Below are 25,267 nucleotides of genomic sequence, written 5' to 3'. Positions count from 1 at the left end.
AAAGACAAAATGAGTAAAAACAATTTAGACAAGTTATTCCAGGAGAAGTTGGCAAACTTTCAGGAAACCCCAGATGACAAGGTCTGGAATTCCATAGCCGCCTCCCTGGACAACAAGAAGCAGTCCCGAAAGGTTTTCCCTATTTGGTGGAAAGCCGCTGGAATAGCCGCTGTATTGGCCATATTATTCTTTGCCATTAATCCTCTCCTTAACACCGAGCAGGATTATCCGGTGATTACCGATGTTGAACAAAACGACACCCAGCTGGAGGACGGCAATACACCCAATGCCAATAAGGAAGCAACGGGCATCACCGCTAACGAGAAAGCCCCTAACCAAACAGCCACAAAAGAAACTGGCCCCGGCGTTGAACACAAGACTACCCCCGCTCCCCACGGCACGGAAATAGATTTAGCCACCACCAAGAACCCAACAAAAAACAAGCTATCCCCTAATAAAAGGGAGTCGCAAAGTCTTGAAAAAACCAGCAAAGTTACAAAGGAAGAATCGAGGCAAAACGACAGCAACGCCCAAGGCCTTGCCGCAAATGAGGACAAAGAAAGCCCAACGGCAAACAAAAAACAAGACCTTGCTTTCCAAAGCCACAAAAAAACCAATGAGAAGGAAAACAACCCTCCCCAAACCGCTACAGAACAGAATTCTTCCAACAAAAAATCTATTTTTGATGAGATAGAGCATAACGAAATTCTGACCGCAGAATCAGAAAAAGGCGGAAAGTGGTCTGCAGGCCCCAGCGTGGCACCGGTCTACTTTAACGGCATGGGCCAAGGGTCGCCCATAAATTCCATATTGGCCAGTAATTCCAAAACAGGAAATGTTACCCTAAGCTTTGGTGTTACCGTAGCATATGAAATTTCCAAAAAGCTTAGCCTTCGTTCCGGAGTGCACAAGGTAGATTTTGGCTATAACACCAATGATGTCTCCTTTACCTCCTCCTTCAACGCCTCCTCTGGTAACCAACTAAAGAATATTGACTACAGCCAGGACTCGCAGTCCATTATTTTGAACGACCCAAGTGCCCAAGATAGCCCTACCAAACAAGGAGCTTTATTTGCCCCTGATGTAACCGGTAAAAACCCAACTAGACTGGGAACCATGGGGCAGCAGTTTGGATATATAGAGGTGCCATTGGAATTGAACTATGCCTTATTGGACCATAAATTTGGTGTGAACCTTATCGGAGGATTAAGCTCCCTTTTCCTCATGGACAACCTAGTGATACTCAAATCTAATGGACAGACCACGGAAGTAGGGGAAGCCAACAACATCAACAATGTTAATTTTAGTACCAATGTGGGGCTAGGCCTGCATTACAAATTTACCCCCAAACTGAGATTTAACGTAGAACCCGTTTTTAAATATCAATTGAATACTTTTTCCGATACTTCTGGAAGTTTTAACCCATATTCATTAGGGGTTTACAGTGGGTTTAGCCTAAAGTTTTAAGCTAGCTTGTTTTTCTGAAGAAAAAAGAAGGAAATAGACACCCTTGCATTAACCAGTAGCTGCTATACGCCAAAGGTGAAATACGCGCTTTTATAACGGCTATTGGCCCTCCTTTTTCAATTCCTTTAATATTACCTCTCTTACGCTTTCCCGAAGCTCGGCCTTATCTTGCTCTTGTAGTTGGTCCGTAGAAAAAAACTTGTGCACCTTAACCCGTAACCTACCTGGGGCACCACTAAAAAAAGTAAAGGAAAATCGTTTTTTGTTGTCGTAAAATGTCATGGGCACCACAGGAATACTATGGGCTATCGCCATTTTAAAAGCTCCATCCTTAAATTGGTCCAATACAACATGTTCTTCCGGCACCCCACCTTCAGGAAAAATACAAATACTGAGACCTTGATTAAGTCTTTTTTGCGCCCGCCTGTACACTGCCGTCCTGCTTTTTAAACTCTCCCTATCCACCATGATACACACGCGCTTGTAGAAAAAGCCAAATAGCGGAATCTTGACCAGCTCTTTTTTTCCAATAAAGACAAAGGGGTTTTTGCTCACCTTTAGCATCAACATAATATCTAGCATGCTGGTATGATTGGCAACCAACATATAGCTTTGGCCTTTTACTAGTTGTTGCTCCCTTTTTATAACAGGAAAGCAGCCCATACCGTAGAGTATAAAATTGGCCCAAATGTTACGTGCCATCCAAAAAAACTGCGAATAGGTTTTCTCCGAAAGGGTAAAGATCACCAAAAAGGGTAACAAGGCAAGGATGGGCAAGACCACTAAAATATAAAACCAAATCCGATACAAGCAGTAGCCTATTTTTTTTATAACAGATAGCATGAGATCAAAAGTAATAATTTTAAGTCCTTTTTTAGGATTTCTTTTACCTTTGTCCTTCTTTTGAAAAAATACAAATGGCAAGAATTTTAACAGGCATACAAAGTACGGGAACTCCACATTTAGGAAATATTTTAGGGGCCATTGCCCCCGCCATAGAAATGGCGAATGATCCCAAGAACGATTCTTTTCTTTTTATAGCGGATATGCACTCGCTTACCCAAATTAAGAACGGGGAACAATTGAGACATAATACCTATGCCGTGGCCGCTACTTGGTTGGCTTTTGGACTGGACATTGAAAAAACCGTTTTTTATCGGCAGAGCGACATACCGCAAACCGCCGAACTGGCCTGGTACCTAAGTTGCTTTTTCCCATACCAAAGACTTACATTGGCACATTCCTTTAAGGACAAAGCCGATCGTCTGGATGATGTAAATGCCGGATTGTTCTACTATCCCATGCTAATGGCGGCAGACATCCTTTTATACGATGCGGAGATAGTCCCTGTAGGTAAGGACCAAATGCAGCATTTGGAAATAACCCGCGATGTGGCCTCCCGCTTTCACGCCCAATTAGGGGAAACTTTCGTATTACCCAATGGCAAGGTAAGGGAAGAGACCATGTACATTCCGGGCACCGATGGCTCCAAAATGAGCAAGAGCAAAGGAAACTTGATCAGTCTTTTTCAGCCAGATAAGAAACTGCGAAAGCAGATCATGGGGATACAAACAGACAGCACCCCAATGGAAGCCCCTAAAAATCCGGACACTGATAATGTCTTTGCCCTGTACAAAATTCTAGCTTCCGAAGAACAGGTTGCAGAAATGCGCAGCAACTACCTAAATGGCAACTATGGATACGGACATGCCAAGCAAGCGCTTTATGAAGTAATCCTGGAACGTTTTGGAGAGGCCCGTGAAAAATTCGATTATTATATGAACCACCTAAACGAGGTAGACGAAGCATTGGCCATTGGTGCCGAAAAGGCCCAAAAAGTGGCCGATGATGTATTGGCCAGGGTTAGAAAAAAGGTGGGGTATTAAATTGATGGTTTTATACCCAGTGGTCGGTTTTCAATATCAACTTAAACAAACTTAGCGTAGCATTTAGAGCAATGGGTGGGAACAATCGATAAAACACCCTTAAAACCCAAGATTGATAGTGGCACAACAAAATGACCGACTCCCTGGTTTGTTATTTTTGGCTGGGCAAAGCCAATTGCGGGAATATATTCCTGTACACCGGGGAGTGCATTGAACCTATATTCAGCATGTTATATGGCCTCAAAAAGTTTGCCCGGCAAAGGCCTTACCACCCCCTTCATTTCCAGGTTTAAAAGGGTGGATGACACTTTAAAGATGGGCAGCTTACAGGCCAATGCAATATGATCTAGCATTTGCTTGCCCCCTTGTTGCAAATAATCATAAATCTCCTTTTCGGTTTCACTGAGTTCTACAAAAAGTTGTTTTTGAACAGGCTCTGCCTTTTTTTCTTCAATTTCCCAACCCAGCATATAAACCAGATCTGCCGCAGAGGTAAGCATGTGGGCCTTTTGCTGTTTAATTAAATTATTACATCCGCTACTGTATTTGTCCTGGGTCCTCCCTGGAACGGCAAATACATCGCGATTATAGCTATTGGCTATATCAGCCGTAACCAAACTACCCCCTTTGTCAGCTGATTCCACCACTATGGTGGCTTCGCTCATTCCGGCAATAATTCTATTGCGTTTTAAAAAATTTTCCCGTTCGGGCTGACTAGTACTCCAAAATTCCGTGAAAAAACCCCCATTTTTTTCAACCTCGTAAACGTAGCGTTCGTGTTTCTTGGGATAGATCTGATTGAGTCCGTGGGCCAAACATCCTATAGTTTGCAAGCCGTGTTTTATAGCTGCCTTTTGCACACATATATCTACCCCGTAAGCATACCCACTAACAATCACAGGATTCAAAGGCGCCAAATCCGCTATAAACTCCTCACAAAAAGCACTCCCATAACTGGTAATATTCCTAGTCCCCACAACACTAATTATCCGCTGATTGTTCAGGTCTATATTCCCGGAACCAAATAAAAGGATAGGGCTATCCACACAGTGTTTTAACAAAGCCGGATAACTAGCATCCATAAAATAATGCAGGTCAATTTCACGATTGCAAAAAAACTCATACTCCGCCTGGGCAGCCTCTAGGTGTTCTAGGTCTTTTAACCCCTTTAAAGTGTGCTTTCCAATACCATCAATTCTTAATAAGTGATGGGTCCGTTCTTCAAAAATTGCAGCCGGGCTACCACAGTTTCCAATTAATTTTTTGGCGGTAATATCCCCTATATTAGGGACGTTCTGTAAGCGAAGCGCGGCAATTATTTCATCTCTAGACATTTATGGAACAGACTTAATTCTCTACAAAATACACAAATTATAATGTTAATAAAAAGTTATGCGAACAGTTTTGAACTTCTGTATTTTTTACAATCTTTGTCCTTATGGGAACGGAACATTATATAGCGGAGCTACTGTACAGGTATAATTGTGTAATTGTACCGGAATTTGGCGCTTTCTTGACGCAGATGAAATCTGCGGTGATCAACGATACCACAAATTCATTCTACCCCCCATCCAAAATTGTTTCTTTTAACGAGCAATTATCTTCAAATGATGGCCTATTGGTCTCCTATATGGCGGATGCCGAAAAGACTTCATATGAAGAAATGCAGCAGCAGATTGCAGGCGTTTCCCAGGAATGGAAAAAGCTTTTGACTGCAGGAGAACGCCTTAGCCTGTCCAACATTGGACAATTGTGGCTAAATAAGGAAGGTAAGATACAATTCCAACCTTCCTATCAGGTAAACTACCTTACTTCATCCTTTGGACTGTCCTCATTTGTATCTACCCCTGTATCCAGGGAAGTACTAAAAGAGGAAGTTGAGGAACTTGAAGAAAAGATACCTTTCATTATTACTCCTGAGACCAGGAAGGAATCCAAGTTTAGACCTTATTTAAAGTACGCAGCAGTGATTTTGTTGGCCATTGCTACCGGATTTACAGGGTACCGTCTCTACAACGACAAGGAATCCAATCTTGTAATGGCGCAACAGGAGGCACAGCAACAAGTTTCCAAAAACATCCAAGAGGCTACATTTTTTAATACAGCCCCTTTGGAATTGCCTGCAGTTTCCCTAAATGTTATCACTAAGAAGAAAAAGACGGCAGTACACCAAGTAATAGCCGGAGCCTTCAGAATAAAGGAAAATGCAGAAAAAAAGGTACTTCAATTAAAGAAAAAGGGCTATGACGCCTCTTACATAGGTGCCAACCAGTACGGTCTGCACATGGTAGCTTATGGCAGTTTTGATGACACCAATGAAGCATTGAACTACTTAAGGAAAATTAAAAAATCCGAATCACCGGAGGCCTGGTTACGTTCGGTAAAATAACTCCTTCCACATTTTCTCTTTTTAATTAGGGGCGTATCTTTACGCAAAACTATCATATGGAACCTAAGACACCCAGTGAATCCCGTACCTTGATGACCGATATGGTCCTACCAAGTGAAACAAACCCCTTGAACAACCTTTTTGGGGGCGAATTACTTGCCCGTATGGATAGGGCGGCCAGTATTGCTGCCAGAAGGCACAGTAGGCGTATCACCGTTACGGCATCGGTTAACCATGTAGCCTTTAACCAAGCGGTTCCCGTGGGCAGCGTAGTTACAGTGGAGGCTGCTGTTTCCAGGGCATTTAGAACCTCTATGGAGGTCTATATAGATGTTTGGATGGAAGATCGTTTTAACGGCGAGCGGTCCAAGGTAAATGAGGCAATTTACACCTTTGTAGCGGTAGACGACACTGGCAAACCTACCAATGTTCCAGAACTTAAGCCCGAAACCGAACAGGAAATAAAGCGATTTGAAGCCGCTTTGCGAAGAAAACAACTCAGCCTTGTACTTGCAGGCAAAATGAACCCTCAGGACGCCACAGAACTCAAGGCGCTGTTTATGGGGTAACCGATATTCCCTCATCCATTATAACAGACAAACATAAGTCAAGGATATTGCGCTGTTGAAAACTAGGAAATAAAATATCACTTTAAAAATCAAAATTGTCGGGATCCGGACCAAACCGCTTCCCCCTATCCAATCCGTCCATTAGCTTTACATCTTCCGGCGCCAATTCAAAGTCAAAGATATCGGCGTTGGCTATGATACGTTCTTTTTTGGATGATTTTGGAATGGTAACCACCCCTTTCTGCAGGTCCCACCTTAGAACTATCTGCGCAATGGTCCTATTGTATTTGCGGGCCATTTCTTTCATTATATCCATTTCAAAAATATGACCCTGCATCAAAGGCGACCAAGCCTCGTACTGAATGGTATTTTTATTGCAAAAATCTATCAAATCCTGCTGTACCAAATACGGATGGAATTCCATCTGGTTCACCATAGGCACTGTCTCGGCATCGGCCAGCAGATCTTCCAAATGATGTTGCAAAAAATTGCTCACCCCAATGGCCCTGACCCGCTTCTCCCGGTACAAATATTCCATGGCCCGCCATGTTTCCTTATATTTTCCCTCTACAGGCCAATGCACCAAGTAAAGGTCCAAATAATCCAATTTAAGTCGATTTAAGCTATCCTCAAACGCTTTTAGGGTACTCTCATAGCCTTGATCCCCATTCCAAACTTTACTTACCACAAAAAGGTCCTGGCGATCTATACCGCTTTGCCTTATCCCTTCCCCAACTCCAGCTTCATTCTTGTATATAGAAGCGGTATCTATATGTCGATACCCCTCCTGTAAAGCCCAATTAACCGCGTTAGCTACCTCCTCGCCATCTTCGGACAAATAGACCCCCAAACCAAAATAGGGCATTTGCACGCCATTGTGTAAAGTAAAAGTTCCTTTTAAATCGGTTATTGTTTTCAAATCCATAATCGGTTATAATTGATATATCCATTCTTCCGGATTAAGCCTGGTAGTATCCTTGTAAAGATAAAATTTTAGCTGGGTGGTACCATTGGCCTTGCTGGTATGGATATCCCCCAAATCTGCCTTGGTCCCCACCTTGTCCCCTTTCTTGACATAAACTCTGGAAAGATTGTAATAGGTACTAATATAATTACCGTGCTTTATCTGAACCCCCTTGTTTCCTCCTGGCACAGAGAGAATGGCTATGACCTCCCCTTCAAAAATTGCCCTAGCCTTGGAGCCCTCGTCCGTAGCAATGATTACACCATTGCTTTGGTGCTTTATTCCAGGGTAGACCGCATCGCTATAGATACCAAAACCCTGCCTTTTAATCCCTTTTTCCACCGGCCATATGAGTTTCCCTTTATTGGCGGAGAAATTATTGGCCACAATGGTGGCTTCCGGGGTAAGAACAAATTTGCTGCTACTTGCAGCACTACTTGCCGTTGATTTTCCGGCTGCCTTATTGGACGCAGCAATGGCAGAGCGAATCAACCTTTCTATTTGTTGGTCTATCCTCTTGGCCTCCTGTTTCTTTTTCTTTATGGCCGCAGCATATTTGCTCTCGTTCTGCCTTATACTTTTAAGCAAATCCTTCTGAGATTGGATTTCTTTATAAAGCTGATTTTTTATACGTGTATTTTCGGCCACCAATTTATCCTTCTCCTTTCTTTGTTGAGACAGGTCCTTGTTCAATTTGGTAAGTTCCTCGGTTTTTAACACAATTTGCTCTCCCTGCTCCTTACGGTATTGGGTATATTGTTTCATGTATTGAAATCGCTTAAAAGCCTGAAGAAAATTCTCCGAAGACAATAGGAACATCAATCTACTTTGTCCGGATTTGTTTTGATAGGATTTCTGGATCATGGTCCCGTACTCTTCCTTTAAAAAAGCAAGGTCGTTTCTTAGCTTACCAATGTTTCTTATATTGGTATTGATCTGTCTGTTGAGCAAATTGGATTGCTGATTGGTAACCCTAATCAGCTGTTGGCGCACATTGATCTTTTGGTCCATGGCCTCCATCTGATCCAAGACATTTCCCTTTTCTTTTTTCTCGGCAAACAATAGCCTATTTATTTCAGCTATTTCCTTTTGAAGTTGCTCCCGTTTGGACTCCAGTGCTTTCTGCTCACTAGTTTGCGCCAGTATTCCACCGCCACACAACATGAACGCAAACAACACAATATAAATAACATACGAATGGTTACCTCTCATATTAATTTAATACAATTTCTTTAAAACCATTTGGTATATTATATGGAAAATTCAAAGCCCTATTAAACTCCATATTTCTAAATTCTACCTTAATATTATTAGTTTGCCCACCATCAATAGCCACAATGGAAATCTCACTGGGCAGTATCCATTTGTTTACCTTCTGATAGTTATTATAATTAATTTCCAGCATACGTTTTTCCCAAGGCTGGGCCAATTGTTGGGTAGCCATTTTGTAGTTCAAGGGCTCTACCTGAAACAAGGTTTTAAATAAGTCTCCTGCTTTTTTAGGTTTTAGCAAGTAGTTATCGTTAGCAATATCCACGGTATATTTCCCATCTCTTAAATCGAACAAAGCATCTCCCAATAGGAGGTTTTGCACCTTACTAAAGTCCAGTTCGGTTCCCAACAGATCACTTAAATAGGAGAAATCCCCATCAAAAAATTCATTGTCCAATTTATTGTAGAAAGAGACCCTTTCCGGTGTAATGTAGGCCTTGACTATGCCCAATGGAGCACTTAGCCAAATTGCCTTGTCCTTTTCCATTCTAACACTTACGCTAACACTTTGTGTAGCATTGCCATCCGAATAATCAATTTTCATCCTGCCACTTAAGGTCTTAAAATTAATGTGCGAGTAATAATGGTTCCTAATGACCGCCTTTGCTGTCATATTTTCATCTACTGCACCACTCTTTAGCAGGCTAGTACTTTTACAGGACACCACCGTTATAAAAAAAGCGAAAAGCACTGCGCAATTATAATATTTTTTAATACCGTATTTCATAGCCTTATAAGCCCGATTTTATTTTACTAAGATACATATTTGCCTTGGAAGAATTTCCCAAAGCCTTGTTAGCATCGGCCAACTCCTTGTATATTTTATTTGCCAGATCCACATCTTCCAGAAGAAATTCCAAACCAGATTCCAAAATGTCGATTGCCTCCCCATATTTCTGTTCCCTGCTAAGAACCAAACCCGATGAATAATAAAAATAGGGCTGTAGGGGAAAGTTTTCCAGGGCCTCGGCGCTAACCGCTGCCGCGCGTTTTAAATCCTCTTTGGCCAGCAAATTGGATATTATGGATATGTAGTGCTCCATAGGATTATCCTCTACGGCCGCTGGTTCCAAGTTTTCCTTTTCTGGCGCTGCCGACTTGCCAAGCTGTAAGGAATCATTGATCTTCATACTTAGTTCCCGAGCAAATTCCGAACGCTGCATACCGTTAAGTATTTTTAAAGCCTCTTCATAATTCCCCTCTCGATAATATATCAGCGACAAGTTTTCTTTTAAAACACGGTCATCAAATGGAATCCTTGCCTTTACGCCTTCTACTGAGCCACCTTGACCCTTCATAATATCCACCAATGTATGCAACACCCAATAATCCTCTGGTTTGGCCGCTACGGCAGCGATACCATATTGTTGCGCCAATACAAATTGTTTGGAGGCCAAATAAGATCTTGCCAATTCGTGATCCAAAACCGCATTTCCCGGCTCCAATTGCTTACACTCCAAAAAAAGATTTATGGCCCTGTCATAGTTTCCTATGCTCTTTTGCTGTAATGCAGCAAAAAACTTTTCTTGAAACTCATCGGTATATTCCTCTAAAAAGACTTCTGAACTCTCCGTTTCAGGTATCCCATTTTCCTGGGCATAGTAATCCGCAGGGAGCATAATTAATCCCAAGACCCAAAACAATATCTGAACACGTCTATTCATATCATAATTAATCCCTTTACCTAAATAGGCTCCCATACCTCAAACCAAAACTGTACCAAAACGTAATGGCCAGCCATGTTTAAGGCTTCACAAAAACCCTCCCAACCAAAGTAAGCCTAGGAGCTTCAGTACATTTGGAACTAATTGTTTATTTAACCCCTGTACTCCCAAATCCACCTTCACCCCTAGAAGTCTCCGAGAGCTCTCCCACAGCGATCCAATCGGCTCTTTCGTGCTTGGCTATGACCATTTGGGCTATCCGTTCCCCATTTTCAATGGTAAATGCCTCATTGGAAAGATTAATCAGAATTACCCCCACCTCACCTCTATAATCGGCATCAATTGTGCCGGGAGCATTGAGTACGGTTATTCCTTTTTTTGCCGCTAAACCACTCCTAGGCCTTACCTGTGCCTCAAAGCCTATAGGAAGTTCCAAAAAAAGTCCGGTTTTGATAATAGTTCTTTCCATGGGCTGCAATACCACAGATTGGGTAAGATTGGCCCTTAAATCCATCCCAGCGGAAGCCAAGGTCTCATAACCAGGTAGGGCGTGGGACGATTTATTGATGATCTTTATGGTCATTTTCTTAAAAATATTTGTTTGAGTCTATCGCTTTCCAACTTATACACCATTCCAAAAAATAGTATAACAAAGATACTGCCAATAATCAAATTACGATTAAAAACATAAAAAGACAGCATGGAAAACAGAATGGAAAAAAATAAGTAGAAGACTATTTTTCTTTGATTATACGGAATTGGGTAATACATTCTTCCAAAATAGAAAGAAAGCATCACCATAGAAGCATAGGCCACCAGAGTAGCCACGGCCGAGGCCATGTACCCAAAATACGGAATAAAGACAAAATTGATAATGATAGTCAGTACGGCACCGATAATTGAAATATAGGCGCCAAATTTTGTTCGATCGGTTACCTTGTACCAAACCGATAGGTTGTGATAAATCCCCAAACAAAAGCTGGCCAGAACCACCAATGGCACTATGGACATGGCCTCCCAATAGTCCGAATTGGGAACCAAGAACAGTTTTATAATATCGGCATAGACCACCACACAGAGCAAAATAACACTACCTAAAATCACAAAATAGTTGGTTATCTGCGCATAGGCCTTTTGGGGGTTTTCGGAATTGGAGTGACTAAAGAAAAAGGGTTCTATCCCCATTCTAAAGGCTGTTGCAAACAAAGTCATAAAAACCGATAGTTTATAACAGGCAGAATATTTCCCTATTTCACTTTCCGCAATATCATTTGGCAAAAGCCAATCCAGCATAATTCGATCAAATACTTCGTTGATTGTAAAGGCGATACCCGCAATTAAAACAGGGGCAGCATACTTTATCATGCTGGTCCATATATCCCTGTCAAAAACATAGGGCCTTCTTAAATAGAGGCGCAACATCAATAAAAGCGTTGTACCACTAGCAATTAGCATGGAAATGAATATATATGAGATTTCAAAGTTAGGCCTATACAGCCCACTTAAAAGAGCTTCTGGATTGCTTTCCACCATTATAGGAAGAGCTATTAGGAAAAAACCATTCAACCCAAGGTTGATTACCACATTGGCAATCTTCACCAAAGCATACCGCATAGGCTTCTCATTGGCCCGCAACCACGAAAAGGGAATTATTACCAAAGCATCCAAAACAAGTATCAATATTGCATAGGTGATAAATTGTGGATCTATGTCACTGATAGCTGAAATAGCTCCTCTAAACATAAAAGCCAACAGCAAAAAAGTAAAGGAAGAAGCCCCTATGGATAATAAGGAGGTGGTCACCACAGTTTTCTTGTTTAAAGAGGCATCGTGGTAAAAACGGAAAAAAGCCGTTTCCATACCATAAGCCAGCAGCACATTGAAAATAGCAAACCAAGCAAAAATAATGGAAACTTCCCCATACCCATCGGTAGGGAGAACACTGACATATAGAGGCGTTAAAAGAAAAGATAGCATCCGAGGCAACACGGTAGCCAAGCCATAGATAAAGGTCTGTTTAAATAGTTTTTTAAGTGGATTCAAAGAAATCTATGAATTAGCTTTAAAATTAGGCAATTAAATAATGTTGACAAAGATAGTTAAATAGCTTATTTGGAAAATAGCACAGTAAACCATCTATTGCCCCATTGGAAACCCCTGCTGCCGCCTACCACTTACCCAAAAACCACCGCACAAAAAAACCCCACATTTCTGTGGGGCATTATATTTTTTTCCAAAAAAGGAAATATAGCTACTACTTAATTGTTCAACGCTTCTGAATTTATGAATTTGGCTCCGCTACCGCTACGCCCAATTGTTAATCCCTTCGAAGCTGACCAACTTAAAAACCAACAGTTTTTTAATTGTTCAGGGCCTCTGAATTAGTGAATTTGGCTCCGCTACCGCTACGCCCAATTGTTAATCCCTTTGAAGCTGACCAACTTAAAAACCAACAGTTTTTTAATTGTTCAGGGGCTCTGAATTAGTGAATTTGGCTCCGCTACCGCTACGCCCAAATGTTAATCCCTTCGAAGCTGACCAACTTAAAAACCAACAGTTTTTTAATTGTTCAACGCTTCTGCACCGCCAACAATTTCCAAGATCTCACCTGTAATGGCTGCCTGTCTTGCTTTGTTGTAGGTAAGCTTCAACTGATCTCTCAATTCGGTCGCATTGTCCGTTGCCTTGTGCATTGCCGTCATACGGGCACCGTGTTCACTCGCAAAGGAATCACGAACACCTTTGTACAATTGGGTCTTTAAGGATTTAGGGATCAATTCTTCCACGATCTCCTCCTTAGAAGGCTCAAAAATATAATCGGCAGCAACATTAACCTCTCCTTCCATAGGAACAATAGGCAAAAATTGCTCTGTCATTACGATCTGGGTAGCCGCATTTTTAAACTTGTTGTAGACTATTTCGATCTTATCATAATCACCGGCAGAAAACAAATCCATAAGCTCTTCCGCGATAGTTGCCACATTATCAAAGCTTAGGTCGTCATATACACCACTATGGTTGGCTATTACATTATTCTTTCTAGCCAAGGCATCATCTGCCTTTTTACCAATAGCCACGAAATCTACCTCTTTGCCAGCATAAGTTTCCTTGGCCAAAAGGTTACATTGCTTTATAATATTGGAATTAAAAGCACCACAAAGACCACGATTGGAGGTAATGGCAACAATTAACACCTTATTTACTTCGCGATTATCTGCAAATTTACTTCCGGAATCAGCATCCAAACTAGCGCTAAGCCCTTGTAGCAATTCCGATAACTTATCAGAATATGGGCGCATAGCGGTAATGGCATCCTGTGCCTTTTTCAACTTAGCAGCCGATACCATTTTCATGGCACTGGTAATCTGCATAGTCGAAGATACCGAAGCAATTCTATTACGTATTTCTTTTAAATTGGCCATTTTTCTAATTCTGAATTAAGGGTTTGGAGCTGGGAATAATTTTAAAGCAATGTTCAAAAACGTCGCCTATCCCACTTTCTACACCCTAAGCTTAATTATATTTTGCGGATAAATCTTTAGCCACAGAGGTCAAAACATCTATAACCTCATCGGTTAATTTCCCGGCCTTAAGTAGATCCAATATATCACGGTGCTTGGCATTCAAGAATTCAATATAATCCCTTTCAAACTCTTTAACCTTTTCAACAGGAACCTTGCTTAACAAGTTCTTTGATCCCGCATATATAATAGCCACCTGATCCTCTACCGTATAAGGATCGTTCTGTGCCTGCTTTAATATTTCAACGTTTCTACGTCCTTTCTCAATAACGTTCAAGGTAGCAGCATCCAAATCAGAACCAAATTTGGCGAAAGCCTCCAATTCACGGAACTGGGCCTGGTCCAACTTAAGGGTACCAGCTACTTTTTTCATTGATTTTATCTGGGCACTACCTCCTACACGGGATACCGAAATACCCACATTAATCGCAGGACGCACCCCTTGGTTAAACAAGTCTTGGGTCAAGAAGATCTGCCCGTCCGTAATAGAAATTACGTTTGTTGGGATATAAGCAGATACATCCCCTGCTTGGGTCTCAATGATAGGTAAGGCCGTTAAGGAACCCCCTCCTTTTACCATTGGCTTTAAAGCGTCTGGCAAATCGTTCATATTCTTAGCAATGCTGTCATCGGCAATAACCTTTGCGGAACGCTCCAATAATCTTGAGTGAAGATAGAATACATCCCCAGGATACGCCTCACGTCCCGGTGGTCTTCTTAACAACAAAGAAATTTCACGGTAAGCAACTGCCTGCTTGGACAAATCATCATAAATAATCAATGCAGGTCTACCGGTATCCCTAAAGTATTCACCAATGGCCGCTCCGGCAAAAGGTGCATATACCTGCATTGAAGCAGGATCCGAAGCATTGGCGGCTACAATAGTAGTATAGGCCAAAGCTCCTGCATCTTCCAATGTCTTGGCGATGTTGGCTACCGTAGAGGCCTTTTGACCTATGGCAACATATATACAGTATACAGGCTCTCCTGCATCATAAAATTCCTTTTGATTCAAGATAGTATCTACACAAACAGTAGTCTTTCCGGTCTGACGGTCACCAATAACCAACTCCCTTTGACCTCTACCTACAGGAATCATGGCATCAATTGCCTTGATTCCTGTTTGCAATGGCTCGTTTACCGGCTGACGGAAAACAACACCTGGTGCTTTACGCTCCAAGGGTAGTTCGTATAGTTCACCAGTGATGGGACCTTTACCGTCAATAGGTGCCCCCAACGTATCTACAACACGCCCTACAATACCTTCACCCACTTTTATGGAAGCAATGGTCTGGGTACGTTTTACAACAGATCCTTCCTTTACATTTCTGGATGGACTCAACAATACCACACCAACATTATCTTCTTCCAAGTTTAGAACGATACCTTGAAGTCCACCTTCAAACTCAACCAACTCTCCATATTGAACGTTGGACAGTCCGTAGACCCTAGCGATACCATCACCAACTTGTAGAACGGTACCTACCTCGTTTAATGAAGCTGATGCTTCAAACCCCGATAACTGCTTTTTTAATATTGCTGATACTTCAGCGGCTTTTACTCCTGCCATTTGTTATAGATATAAGATTAGGACCCCATTGATAACCAAGGTCGCCCAAAAAAATTATTTATAGACTATTTGTAAACTCTCTTTTTAAACTGCTTAATTTATTGGCAACGCTTGCATCATACTGCAAATCCCCTACCCTTAAAATAAACCCAGCAATGATACTCTCATCCACCTTGTTCTGTATAGTGGATTCCTTACCGGTCAACTTAACCACCTGACCCAATATTTTCTTTTCCAGATCAGCACTCAAAGGTACTGCCGTAGTAACCATGGCCACATCCTGACCTTTACGTGCTTCATTTAAAATAATGAACTTCTCGGCAACATCATTTAAAATAGAAATACGCTTATTTTCTATCAACACATTTATAAGCCCCTCAGTGATAGCGCTACTTCCCTTAAAAATTTCCAATAGGGCACTTTTCTTATCCGCTCCTTTTAGAACCGGACTCCCAAGCATCTCCCTCAACTCTGGGCTGTTGGCTATAGTGGAAACAATATTTCTAACGTCCTTTTCCACCTCTTCGGTAGCCTTTTTCTCTACCGCCAAGTCCAAAATTGCTTTTGCGTATCTTACTGCTGCTCTAGATTCGTTCATATCCCAATCCTTAATTTAGCTTGATATCACCTACCATTTCCTCTACCAACTGCAATTGCTTGCCCTTGTCCGAAAACTGACCTTTTATCACCTTTTCTGCAATTTCCAGAGAAAGTGTAGCCACCTCGTTCTTGATATCGGCCATAGCAGCCTTCTTCTCACTCTCAATAGCTGTTTGGGCCTGCTTGATCATCTTATCGGCTTCGGACTGGGCCAAATCCTTTGCATCGGCAACGATCTTATCTTTCATTTCACGTGCCTCCTTGATCATTGACTCACGCTCAACACGTGCCTCCTGCAAAAGACGCTCGCTATCGGCAGTAACATTTTGCATTTCCTTTTTGGCATTTTCCGCTGCCTCCAAGGCATCCTTAATTCCGCTTTCCCTATTCTCAACTGCATCAAGTATAGGCTTCCAAGCAAATTTGCGCAACAAAAGAAGCAATCCTATAAACAAAAACAATTGCCAAAAAAACAATCCAAATGAAAACTGCTCTATTAATTTTTCCATGTTCTAAATATATGAAATGTATATGTTTAACTTTTAATGGGAAAAGAACAGCTATAACCAACCGTTATAGCTGTTTCTTTGCTTTGTTCGATTAGGCCGCAAAAAGAGCAGCAAAACCAATACCTTCAATAAGTGCCGCAGCAATCAACATTGCTGTTTGGATCTTACCTGAAGCCTCTGGCTGACGAGCGATGGCATCCATAGCGGACCCACCAATTTTACCAATACCTAAACCAGCACCGATAACGATCAAACCAGCTCCTACAATAGTTGGGATTTCCATAAAATATATAATTAATTATTAAACATTCAATTTATTAATGATCATGATGCTCTTCAACGGCAGAACCAAAATACAGCGCCGACAACATTGTAAAAATATAAGCCTGCAAGGCCGCCACCAACAACTCCAACAAAGAAAGCGCAAAGGCCAAACCAAATGACAACGGACTTCCTATCCAGTTCTTGAAGATAAACATCATTCCCAAAATACTCATCAATACTACGTGGCCTGCCGTAATGTTTGCATACAAACGAATCATTAACGAGAAAGGCTTAATAAAGGTCCCCAATAGCTCTATGGGCGCCAAAACCACCTTCATAAACACAGGCACATCCGGCATCCAGAAAATATGCTTCCAGTAATTCTTATTGGCCGTAAAAGTAGTTATCAAATAGGTAAGTATGGCCAAAGCAAAAGTTACCGCAATGTTATTGGTAACGTTCACCCCTAAAGGCGTAAGCCCTAAAAGGTTAATGATCCATATAAAGAAAAACACGGTCAACAAATAACTCATGTACTTCTTGTAGTGTTTCTTTCCAATATTTGGAATAGCAATATCATCACGCACATACAATACAATAGGCTCCAATAAACGCCCCACACCCTTTGGCAAGGAGCTGGTCTTGTACGACTTGGCCATTTTACCAAAAAGAACCAACATTAGAAGTGCCACCAAAAAGATAAAGACAACATTCTTGGTTATGGAAAAATCCAATGGCTTTTCATTGGTAGCGTGGTGATCCTCATCATAATTAATGGTACCCTCAGCATCGGTCTTCACTATCTTTCCGTGATAAAGAGCGTAGTAATTACCGTCTACCTCAGCAACAGATTCACCATGGTGGAATTTTGCGGAAGAGAAAACCTTTAAGCCATCATCCCAAAGAATTACGGGTAGCGGAAAACCTACGTGCTCGTTTTTCTCCTCATCTATGGTAAAAAGCGTAAAATCATGGGAGTCCAACAAGTGGTGCCCAATAAATTCCTTGATTTCACTTTTTAGACTTTCTTTTTCATCGCCGGTTGAAGGGTCATTTCCCCCTGCGAAAGCATTGACACCCAAAAGAAGTGTAACAACTAAAAGAACTTTAACGTAAAATGGTTTTTGCATATCGCTTAAAATATCGGTCTCAAAAAATCCGTGCAAATGTACGCTTTTAAATCAAAAAGAAAAAAGCATTAATTGGTTTATTTTAAAGCTTTCAAGAAAACGAATATGGAAATAGGCCTTAAGACTTGCTATTTAACATTTTAGCCGTAAAAAGTGTCTCTAATAACAGACAGACTAGATAGGGAATAAAAAACGAAATGAACTCCATGGTTTCCATCTGTCCGTCACTCTTGTAAACAGGATAAAAAAAGATGAAAAAAAATACAAACTTGAGCATACTGCCTCCCAAAAAAAGAAAGCCGATCTGATCTTTCCACTTCACCCGGAACAGAAACAGAAAAGAAAAAATTACAATGGCCAAAAATACATTAAGAAGATAGGCCTGCACCATCATATACCCAAAGAGTGGTAACCCCAAAAGATACAATACCAGGATGTGAACACCAAAGACCAGTAAGCAAACCAGTCCCAAGGAGAAATAGAAAGAAAAAAGAAAATTATATTTGGACATTAATACTTAATGCGTTTCAATTGCTGTAGCACCAAATAAATTGAAATGGCGACACCAAGCAGGGTAAGAATAATAACAAAGGTTTTGGACTCCATTTCAAAATAGGTGTCCAGCCATTTTCCGCCTTGGGCAGATAAAAATATTATCCCACCCATTTCCAGCGCTATACCAGAGAGTATGGCGGCATTTTTAAGGCCATTGTTCTTATTAGGAGGCTTTTGCTGACTCATTCGCAGTCACTGAATTTTTGGATGTGGCGCTGCCCGTTTTAGCGTCCTTGCCCCTCATTGTACAGGAGGCGTTAAAGGTTGCTCCGGGCTCCACGGCCAATTTAGCAACACTAACCGTACCCTCTATAAAAGCAGAAGATTTTAGGGACAACAAATCGGCAACGATCAATTCCCCATTAAAATTACCTTCTATATCGGCATTTACACACTCCACTTTACCGTGGATATAACCATCTATCCCAATGACCACCTTTCCCGAAGTCTTAACATTACCATCCAACTTACCATCAATCCTAAAATCGGCTTCGGATATAATATCACCTTTTATTTTGGTGTTTTTCTCAATTCTATTGGGCTGTCCACCTAATTCTGTCATAACACGAGGTTTTTTGTTGTCTGAAAACATTGTTCTTGGATTTTGGGGTTATTGTTGGGCTCTGTATTCCATTAAATTTTTATGTACTTGTATTGTTTTATAGTTGGCCGATAAAATTACGAAATTCTCGTCATCGATCCTGTAATCCTTATTGTTTTTTATTAATTCTGCATACCCTAGAGCAAAATCCTTGGATTTAAACCCATGCACCACTACAAACTGATCCTCAAGATTATAGATATCCTTGGACACTTTATTCCTATACTTAAGTTCTTTTATGGATTTCTCCAAAAGCTCCTTTAGTCTGAGCGCCTTTTTGTTGTCCCTAATCTTTAATGGGAATACTACCTTCCAGTTTCCTGCCCCCTGCACACCAGTCTCCACAATAAAAGCTTTGGATTCCAATTTTGGCAATTGTTCAGCTACCATGGACTGTGCTTTTTTACCTTCTGGATTGTTGGGATAATTCAAGGCTACATAATTTAAGGCTTCCTTAAAGTCCTCAAAGCCCTGTAACCTACCAATTGCGTTGGCCTTTAGCATTTCAAATTTTGGCACAATGGGATCGCCGGTGTACTTGTTAATTTGTTCCTCTGCCCCGGTAATAACCTTTAAAAATTCCTGGTTTTGAAACATTTTATACAATCGCACATATTTGGCATCCGGACTGTCTGCGCTTCCCGTTAATACAGCCTGTGGGTTTAATAGTATTTCGGCATACCTGGACTCCGGGTGGTTTTTAATGATGTCATACTTCATTTCCGTGGCCAACGGACTCTGTGTTTCCTGATATATCTTATAAAGATTGTATTTTGAAGGAATAACCAATCGCTCTTCAGGATCAGACTGCAGAACATTTTCCAATTTGGCGCTTGCCAGGAGGTTCTCCTTAAATTTTTCCTTATAGATTAAACCCAACTGATAATTGGCAAAATTTCGCTCTTTCCTTAGGCTATCTATCAATTTGGCATCGGTAGGTATTTGGTTGAGATAAAAATCAAGGCTGAATTTCTGGTCCTCCCCTGCTGCTACGGCATTTTGTACGGTGGCCCCCGCTACATTATTCTCTGCTAAATCCAAGTTCTGTGCCTTGTTCTTATTGGACCATCTCCAGTCATCCTCCAAGTTGCGCTTGCCCCATCTGGTCCTAAAATCGCTTTTGCCATATCCTAGGGTCGTAATATTATAAAAATAGAATTTTCCTTTGTTTTCCTTACCCCCCTTAGTTTTGCCAAATGCCGCAAAACCGGCATTGGCCATTCCTTCCTCCCTCTTTTTCTCCTTCTCGGCCTGGGATTTTAGTTGGGCTATATGGTTCTCAAAGTACTTAATCCTATCATCAATGGAAAATTCATACAAGCTAATAACACTGTCGGTATACTGGGCTACTTCCTCATATTTAATAACATCCTCCAAATTGTCCAATTTCTTTTTTACCGCCCTATACTTTTTGCTGTTCTCCTTTAAGTTGGGCAATACACTATCGTAGTAAGCCCCGGAAATCTTATAGTTGTTCCTATCAAAATTATATATCGCCAGATTTTCGTAATTCAGCGCATTTAAATGTGGCATGTTCACTGTGGCCCTGAGAGATTTATTATAGTACACCACTGCAAGACTATCGTTTTGGCTCTCCCTGTGGAATTCTGCCAGTTGGCGGTAAATTTTGTCCAAGAAAGGCCTGTTTTCCCTATCCTCCTCCAAGTCTACCAGATACTCGTACACTTCCTCCCTATTGGCATCGGTAAGTTCTATATTCTGAATTTTCTGCAAATGTGCATTTATCATATACACTCTGGGCGATTTTCTATTTAAGGCAATTACCTTATCAAAAGCGTAATTGGCACTATCCTTATACCCCAATTGATGGTACAATTGACCAATAATGTAATAATACCGACCTTTTTCAGGGTTTTTCTTGGTATAGGCCGAAGCAATTTTCAACTGCTGAATGGCGGTATCGGCTATTTTTAGGTTTATATAGGCCTGCCCCATCATGGAGCGGGCATCGGCGTACTCCTGATCGCTTAAGTACTCTTGTTTTAATAAGCGCTTAAGGTTCTTAAGGGCCAGCTCCTCGTTTTCTAAACGAATATTTACCTTTTCCCTCCAAATAGTAGCCTCGTTCAGCTTATCGCTCTGCGTATATTTATGAAGTATGTAATTAAAGGACTCCAGAGCCGGAATGTAGCGTTGATCAAAATACCTGGCCTTCCCCAATAACAAAAAAGCTTCATCGGTCTGGGGATTTCTCTCCTCATCCTTAATATCCATACTGTGTTTTTGTATGGCTTTGGTTGCCTTTTCTTCGGCAATAAGGAAATTGGGGTTGTTGTCCTCGGAATCAAGTTTAATATCATCGGTTACCTCCAAACGTTCTACTGGCAAAATGTCCCAATAATTGTCCTGGTAGACAGCATTGAGCCCTTCACGCCCTTCCTCAAAGGCAATATTGCCATTGTACAAGGTATTAAATTTGGTGTTTAGGGCGTGCCAGTTACGGTTTAACATGGCGTCTTTCTTCGTAGAACAGGCATTAAAGACCAACCCTCCAAAAGCAAAAGTTAAAATAAGTGTATTGCGAAGCTTCAAAATTCTATGTATTCGTACGTAACCTTAACTTAAAATCTGTCGGATTATTATGTAGTTGGTCTATAAATACAGGAATATTTTTGGTTGGGGCTATTCCATTTCCGACCATGCAAAAATAATAAAGCACTATACCAAAGCAATTGTCTAGGTCTCCTTGTCGCCCATTACAAAGATGCATAAAGACCCTAAAGGGAGCATTTAATTATATGTTGGCCTGTAATGACCTTCCTATGCCAACTATTTATCTCCCAAAAAAAACTTCCAATTCTTTTAAGGTTTGGGCAGAGGTCTGTATATCCTTGACCACCTCCCCTTTATGGAGGACCACAATGCGCTCACAAACCTCCGTAACGTGACTTAGGTCATGGCTAGATACCAAAACGGTTACCTCCTTTTTGGCTACCAGGTCTTTTATGATGGTTTTTAACCTTATCTGGGTGGTGGGATCCAAGTTGGCAAAGGGCTCATCCAATATAATTACCTCCGGATCGCCTATAAAGGTGGCAACAATGCCAACCTTTTTCTGATTTCCCTTGGACAGGTCCCTGAGATACTTCTTCTGACCCAGAATCTCTCCATGAAAAAAGTCTTTAAACCCTGATAACAATTGATCCACATCGGCCTTATTCCTGCCCCTTAATTCCCCTATGAAATAGAAGTATTCTTCTGCAGTTAAATATCCTATTAAAAACGATTCATCAATAAAGGCGGCAGTAAATGGTTTCCAAGCCTCGCTCAGATCTACCTGCACCCCATTGTTGTTTATACATCCAGAGCTGGGCTGAATAAGATCTAGCATTAAACTAAAAAAGGTGGTCTTCCCCGCGCCATTATTACCTACCAAACCAAAACTCTGTCCTTTGGGGATCTCCAGGTTGTCTATATTCAAAACCGCTACAGAATTGTATACTTTGGTTAAATTGTGAGCTGTAATCATAAACGTGTTTCTTTTATGGCTTTTGCTTGTAAGCGGCCAAAGTCTTGTATTTTTCTTTTTTATAGATTTCCTCTATCAAGCCAAAAACCTTGTTTTTAAAGGCAAAACCCAAAACCCCGGCCAAGGCAACAAAAAGGTAGCCTGCACTTGGACTAACCCAGTAATGCCCTAGGGCATAAAAACCAAGGGGCAAAATAAGTTTCGGCAAGGTCAGCATCAATGTTTTGGCATTAAAGGCCTGTTTATCCCCAAAAGCCTTTTTATTGGAGCTAAGGTCTATTGGGGTTTTAATATACGCCCCGCCCCATAGTACCAAATAGGAATTTACACCTATATTGTATACAGCCCCCACAAGGACTGCCATATAGGTGTCCCATCCAAAATAGATATAAAAGGAGGCCAAAATAGTGCTTACCAAAGTTGCTATTACCATTAAATACCACTTAGAGGCCAAATACTCCTTGTATTGGATGTTCTGGCTCATCATTAGTGGGTAATAGGAACTGTCCCAACTTGGAACAAACTGACCAAAACTGAACAAAAAGCCCCCGGATATAAAAATACCGGCAAAAATTTTCCATACAGGCCCCTCATAGGCTTCAATTCCCCCAGTCAAAAAAAACAGTCCGTAAAAAATAAAAAAAACACTCATTATGACGGCTGTTTTGGATCGCTTGTTCCTTCTTATAAGCTTTATATCGTTCTTTAAAAAAGTTCCCAAAATACCAAAACGGTTCAGCCACATATAATCTTCGGTTTTGGCCACCAAGGTCTTTCCCGCAAGACCTGCATCCAAATACATATGATTTTTAAAATAGAGGAATGAGGAGGTAATGAGAGCAATCAAGAGGATCCATGCCAAGAAAGCCATCCATGGCTGCCCATAAAGTGAATTAAAAAATGGGGCCGTAAATACAGTTATATCGAAAAAACCATAATATTGACAAATGCCCAAGACAGAAAATAAGGCAATAAGGACGTAAAAAAGGCCATCCTTATTGTTGACCAGTATATTTATAAAGTTATTACAAAACAGCAAGGCCATCATCCCTAAATGCCATCCTATTACCCCAACAGTGGCGTAGCCATTTATAACCAATACAACGGAAAAAGGGACAAAAAAGAAGGCATGGGACCAATTGAAGAATGAGAACATAGTTTTCCCCAAGGAATATCCCACAACCTTATCCTTTTTTATAGGTAAATACAATAACGGCCTTATATTGGTAACCGGCATTTTTTGTAGCATATACCTAAGGTACAGATCTGCCACTACATAATAGACCAAAAACTTATTTACCAGCTGCAGGGGATCGCCCCAATTATTTTGTTCAATAAAATAATAAGCGCCTATTCCCAACCCCAAAAAAACCAGCATAAAATAGATTGCCGCAAAAATCATGGCGATTTTAATGGCCATATTGGCCTTAAAAGAGGCCGATCTAAAAAAAGACTTCCATTCCAGTCTAAGAAAGTGCTTCAGCATAACATGTATTGCTCTACCCCAACCATCGTAAAAAAGTATCCTAAAACAGATATAGGGAAAATCATATTGGTAAGTGTCTAAATTAAATTATTTGTTACAAACCGTCCTTATTTTTTTGATTTCCCGTTTTAAATCGTCCGAGCTTTCCTTAATTTTGCACGAAATATTTAATATGGCCAATTTTTATCCACTTACCGTTCAAAAGATCAAAGCACTTACGCCCAATTCTGTAGCGATTACCTTTACTATACCAAAGGACTTGATCCAGACTTTTAATTTTATTGCGGGTCAATACATCACCATTAAAAAGGAAATCAAGGGAAAAGAACTCAGAAGGGCCTACTCTATTAGCTCCACCCCTACCTGTGAAGGAATTACCATAGGTGTAAAAAAAGTGGATAGAGGGGGATTTTCAGATTACGCCCACAACAAACTAAAAGTAGGGGATGTATTGGAGGTAATGCCACCGGAGGGCAGGTTTGTATACAAACCTACATCTGCCAATAAAAATATCATAGCCTTTGCCGCGGGTAGTGGGATAACCCCTATCATGAGCATTGCCAAAACAGTATTGGAAAGCAACCCGGATAACAATTTTGTTCTGGTATATGGTAACAAGTCTTACAAGGAGACCATGTTTTATACAGATTTGGTGAAGCTGCAATTGGAATACACCAATAGGTTCCATATCTATTTTATTTTGAGTCAGACCCAAGAAGACGAATCCATTTTTGGACGTATTGAAGCTTCTACCGTAAATTTTGTACTCAACAACAAGCACAAAAATTTAGACTTCAACGACTACTACTTGTGCGGTCCCGAGGCCATGATCCAATTGGTTACAAACAACCTTAAGGAAAAGGGTATTACGGAAGATAAAATTCACTTTGAACTGTTCACCTCTACTGAAATCAAGGACGAACTACCAGAAAAGCCAGATGGAAAAACAGCACTTAAGGTCATTGTGGATGACGAGGAATTCTCACTTTCCATGGACAAGGGCAGCTTGGTCCTCGATGCCGTTTTAAAGGAAAATATAGACGCACCCTATTCCTGCCAAGGAGGGGTATGTAGCAGTTGTATTGCACGTGTTAAGGAAGGTAAGGCCGATATGGTCAAAAACCAGATCCTTACCGATGGCGAAATAGCAGAAGGGTTAATCCTGACCTGTCAGGCACACCCTACCACACCTACCCTAACAGTAGATTATGACGATGTATAAACTACGACAAGAGCGTTAATACATATGATGTATAATAAGCCCCAAAGTCCCACAAGACAATGGGGCTTATTTTTTATATAAAACAGCTTTTAAGCAACCATTCCACAA

General features: G+C 41.0%; 25 protein-coding genes. 5 read left to right on the top strand and 20 right to left on the bottom strand.

Annotation, left to right across the window (positions count from 1 at the left end):
• Positions 1-9 precede the first annotated feature (9 nt).
• Positions 10-1,467 (top strand): outer membrane beta-barrel protein, encoded by a 1,458-nt coding sequence (locus EHW67_RS07045; protein WP_126161643.1) that lies wholly within the window; start codon positions 10-12, stop codon positions 1,465-1,467.
• 99 nt (positions 1,468-1,566) lie between these two features.
• On the opposite strand, the gene EHW67_RS07040 is transcribed toward EHW67_RS07045, so the two are convergent.
• Positions 1,567-2,310 carry a lysophospholipid acyltransferase family protein gene (locus EHW67_RS07040; protein WP_126161717.1) on the bottom strand — a complete coding sequence of 248 codons (744 nt, stop codon included), beginning with the start codon at positions 2,308-2,310 and terminating at the stop codon, positions 1,567-1,569.
• Between the two features lie 74 nt (positions 2,311-2,384).
• Between EHW67_RS07040 and trpS the strand changes: the two genes are divergently transcribed.
• On the top strand, positions 2,385-3,353 hold the full coding sequence (gene trpS / locus EHW67_RS07035; RefSeq protein WP_126161642.1) for a tryptophan--tRNA ligase: 969 nt from the start codon (positions 2,385-2,387) through the stop codon (positions 3,351-3,353).
• Between the two features lie 230 nt (positions 3,354-3,583).
• Here trpS and dprA read toward each other — a convergent pair whose 3' ends face one another.
• Entirely contained in the window at positions 3,584-4,687 is a 1,104-nt protein-coding gene (gene dprA / locus EHW67_RS07030; protein WP_126161641.1) for a DNA-processing protein DprA, read from the bottom strand.
• Positions 4,688-4,791: 104 nt separating this feature from the next.
• Between dprA and EHW67_RS07025 the strand changes: the two genes are divergently transcribed.
• Complete coding sequence (locus EHW67_RS07025; RefSeq protein WP_126161640.1) at positions 4,792-5,742, top strand: HU domain-containing protein; 951 nt, start codon at positions 4,792-4,794, stop codon at positions 5,740-5,742.
• Positions 5,743-5,798: 56 nt separating this feature from the next.
• On the top strand, positions 5,799-6,311 hold the full coding sequence (locus tag EHW67_RS07020) for an acyl-CoA thioesterase (protein WP_126161639.1): 513 nt from the start codon (positions 5,799-5,801) through the stop codon (positions 6,309-6,311).
• 82 nt (positions 6,312-6,393) lie between these two features.
• Here EHW67_RS07020 and EHW67_RS07015 read toward each other — a convergent pair whose 3' ends face one another.
• From EHW67_RS07015 to EHW67_RS06930, 18 genes are all read right to left on the bottom strand, one after another.
• Positions 6,394-7,236 (bottom strand): aldo/keto reductase, encoded by an 843-nt coding sequence (locus EHW67_RS07015; protein WP_126161638.1) that lies wholly within the window; start codon positions 7,234-7,236, stop codon positions 6,394-6,396.
• 6 nt (positions 7,237-7,242) lie between these two features.
• Positions 7,243-8,487, bottom strand: coding sequence for a murein hydrolase activator EnvC family protein (locus EHW67_RS07010; protein WP_126161637.1), 1,245 nt, complete (start codon positions 8,485-8,487; stop codon positions 7,243-7,245).
• Between the two features lies 1 nt (position 8,488).
• Positions 8,489-9,274: a DUF4292 domain-containing protein gene (locus tag EHW67_RS07005; RefSeq protein WP_126161636.1), complete on the bottom strand. Its 786-nt coding sequence runs from the start codon at positions 9,272-9,274 to the stop codon at positions 8,489-8,491.
• 4 nt (positions 9,275-9,278) lie between these two features.
• On the bottom strand, positions 9,279-10,211 hold the full coding sequence (locus tag EHW67_RS07000) for a tetratricopeptide repeat protein (protein ID WP_126161635.1): 933 nt from the start codon (positions 10,209-10,211) through the stop codon (positions 9,279-9,281).
• 148 nt (positions 10,212-10,359) lie between these two features.
• Positions 10,360-10,794: a dUTP diphosphatase gene (gene dut / locus EHW67_RS06995; protein ID WP_126161634.1), complete on the bottom strand. Its 435-nt coding sequence runs from the start codon at positions 10,792-10,794 to the stop codon at positions 10,360-10,362.
• Positions 10,791-12,254, bottom strand: coding sequence for an oligosaccharide flippase family protein (locus tag EHW67_RS06990; protein WP_126161633.1), 1,464 nt, complete (start codon positions 12,252-12,254; stop codon positions 10,791-10,793). The genes dut and EHW67_RS06990 overlap by 4 nt, the downstream gene beginning before the upstream one ends.
• Positions 12,255-12,772: 518 nt before the next feature.
• Positions 12,773-13,633: an ATP synthase F1 subunit gamma gene (gene atpG / locus EHW67_RS06985; protein WP_126161632.1), complete on the bottom strand. Its 861-nt coding sequence runs from the start codon at positions 13,631-13,633 to the stop codon at positions 12,773-12,775.
• A gap of 91 nt (positions 13,634-13,724) precedes the next feature.
• Positions 13,725-15,302 carry a F0F1 ATP synthase subunit alpha gene (gene atpA, locus EHW67_RS06980; RefSeq protein ID WP_126161631.1) on the bottom strand — a complete coding sequence of 526 codons (1,578 nt, stop codon included), beginning with the start codon at positions 15,300-15,302 and terminating at the stop codon, positions 13,725-13,727.
• A gap of 58 nt (positions 15,303-15,360) precedes the next feature.
• On the bottom strand, positions 15,361-15,900 hold the full coding sequence (gene atpH, locus EHW67_RS06975) for an ATP synthase F1 subunit delta (protein WP_126161630.1): 540 nt from the start codon (positions 15,898-15,900) through the stop codon (positions 15,361-15,363).
• Between the two features lie 10 nt (positions 15,901-15,910).
• Positions 15,911-16,411: a F0F1 ATP synthase subunit B gene (locus EHW67_RS06970; protein ID WP_126161629.1), complete on the bottom strand. Its 501-nt coding sequence runs from the start codon at positions 16,409-16,411 to the stop codon at positions 15,911-15,913.
• Positions 16,412-16,502: 91 nt separating this feature from the next.
• Positions 16,503-16,694, bottom strand: coding sequence for an ATP synthase F0 subunit C (atpE, locus tag EHW67_RS06965; RefSeq protein WP_126161628.1), 192 nt, complete (start codon positions 16,692-16,694; stop codon positions 16,503-16,505).
• A 34-nt stretch (positions 16,695-16,728) separates the two neighbouring features.
• Complete coding sequence (atpB, locus tag EHW67_RS06960) at positions 16,729-17,805, bottom strand: F0F1 ATP synthase subunit A (RefSeq protein WP_126161716.1); 1,077 nt, start codon at positions 17,803-17,805, stop codon at positions 16,729-16,731.
• A gap of 118 nt (positions 17,806-17,923) precedes the next feature.
• The gene (locus EHW67_RS20655; RefSeq protein ID WP_126161627.1) at positions 17,924-18,316 is read right to left on the bottom strand and encodes a DUF6168 family protein; all 393 of its coding nucleotides are present in this window, start codon (positions 18,314-18,316) and stop codon (positions 17,924-17,926) included.
• Positions 18,316-18,546 (bottom strand): AtpZ/AtpI family protein, encoded by a 231-nt coding sequence (locus EHW67_RS06950; RefSeq protein WP_126161626.1) that lies wholly within the window; start codon positions 18,544-18,546, stop codon positions 18,316-18,318. Before EHW67_RS06950 ends, EHW67_RS20655 begins: the two co-directional genes overlap by 1 nt.
• The gene (locus tag EHW67_RS06945; RefSeq protein WP_126161625.1) at positions 18,524-18,952 is read right to left on the bottom strand and encodes a bactofilin family protein; all 429 of its coding nucleotides are present in this window, start codon (positions 18,950-18,952) and stop codon (positions 18,524-18,526) included. Before EHW67_RS06945 ends, EHW67_RS06950 begins: the two co-directional genes overlap by 23 nt.
• An 18-nt stretch (positions 18,953-18,970) precedes the next feature.
• Positions 18,971-21,514, bottom strand: coding sequence for a type IX secretion system periplasmic lipoprotein PorW/SprE (gene porW, locus EHW67_RS06940; protein ID WP_126161624.1), 2,544 nt, complete (start codon positions 21,512-21,514; stop codon positions 18,971-18,973).
• Positions 21,515-21,755: 241 nt separating this feature from the next.
• Complete coding sequence (locus tag EHW67_RS06935) at positions 21,756-22,451, bottom strand: ABC transporter ATP-binding protein (protein WP_126161623.1); 696 nt, start codon at positions 22,449-22,451, stop codon at positions 21,756-21,758.
• A gap of 13 nt (positions 22,452-22,464) precedes the next feature.
• Positions 22,465-23,937: a DUF5687 family protein gene (locus EHW67_RS06930; RefSeq protein WP_126161622.1), complete on the bottom strand. Its 1,473-nt coding sequence runs from the start codon at positions 23,935-23,937 to the stop codon at positions 22,465-22,467.
• A gap of 172 nt (positions 23,938-24,109) precedes the next feature.
• Here EHW67_RS06930 and EHW67_RS06925 point away from each other — a divergent pair, with 172 nt between their 5' ends.
• A complete protein-coding gene (locus EHW67_RS06925; protein ID WP_126161715.1) occupies positions 24,110-25,159 on the top strand; it encodes a ferredoxin--NADP reductase in 1,050 nt (349 codons plus the stop codon).
• The last annotated feature ends 108 nt before the right edge of the window (positions 25,160-25,267 follow it).

It is taken from the genome of Arenibacter aquaticus (assembly GCF_003957295.1).
Taxonomy (GTDB): Bacteria; Bacteroidota; Bacteroidia; order Flavobacteriales; family Flavobacteriaceae; genus Arenibacter; species Arenibacter aquaticus.
The sequence above is the reverse complement of the archived record's forward strand: the minus strand, read 5'-3'. Positions and strand labels throughout refer to the sequence as shown.